Genomic DNA, 1,019 nt, shown 5'->3' with positions numbered 1-1,019 from the left:
GCGGGCCAGCATGCAGATCAGCAGGTGGGCTTTGATTCGGTCTTCGAGCCGGTGTCGCACAGGGCGCACTTGGAGGTCGTCGGTTTTGATGCTGCGGAAGTCGCGTTCGATGTTGGCGAGGTCTTTGTAGCTTTCCACCACGGCGGCTGGAGTCAGTTCTGTGGCGTCAACGCTGGTGCGTATCACGTAGATGCCATCAAGGGTGGCTTCAGTGTCGATGTTGTCTTGGTTGCGGTGGTAGCTGAAACTGTCATCGCTGATGGTGGTGTCAAAATGCTTGGCCATCTTGTACTTTCCCAACACTTTGCCCACAGCCTTGCCGATGTCAGCAGCCCCTGCCAGGCGGCCGGCCCCCACCCGCTTGGTGATGGGCTCTAACAGGTTCTCGGTCGCGGCCAACAGCGCAGCACGTTTGCGGGCACGTTGATCAGCCAGTAATGGGTTGCGGCAAGCGATCAGGCGTTCACCGGGATAGTCGGGATGAGCGATCTCAACCAAGTCCTGGTGGTCGAACAGGCTCATCTGCAAGGGTCCTTGGTCAGCGGCCAGCGCAGCGATCGCCGGGTTGCGTAGCGCGGTGATCCACCCGAAATCGGCTCCCGCTTCGTTGAGTTCACGCAAGGCGTTGATGCGGGCGGTGGTGATCATGCCCCGATCACCCACCATCACCAGATTATCCAGCGTGAAGGTAGCTTGCAGATCTGCCACGATCGTGGTGAACGCCTTGGGATCAGCAGTGTTGCCGGGGAATACCCGCACCGCCACCGGACAGCCCTGCCGGTCACCGAGCAACCCGAAGTTGATTTGCGGCAACCCCTTTTTGCCGTCACGGGAATACCCGCGTGCCGCCAACTCGCAGTGGTTACCGGTCATCCAGGTGCTCGACAGGTCAAATAACGCCATCTTCGATGGGTTGACTCGCGGGTCAAGGTGTTTAGCAACCAATTTCTTTTCGATGGCGTCTTGACGCCCGACGAGCCAGTCCATCGCGGCGTAGATCTCGTCGGTGGACGCGCCAG

Annotated in this window: 1 protein-coding gene; it reads right to left on the bottom strand. The window is 59.8% G+C overall.

The window, feature by feature from the left end; all coding sequences use genetic code 11:
• Positions 1 to 1,019 (bottom strand): IS1634 family transposase (locus tag EET03_RS29745; RefSeq protein ID WP_122508874.1); only part of this gene is annotated, 1,019 nt, incomplete at both ends.

This window comes from Mycobacterium innocens (assembly GCF_900566055.1).
Lineage (GTDB): Bacteria > Actinomycetota > Actinomycetes > Mycobacteriales > Mycobacteriaceae > Mycobacterium > Mycobacterium innocens.
Note: the sequence above shows the minus strand (reverse complement) of the source record. Positions and strands in the feature narration are given on the sequence as shown.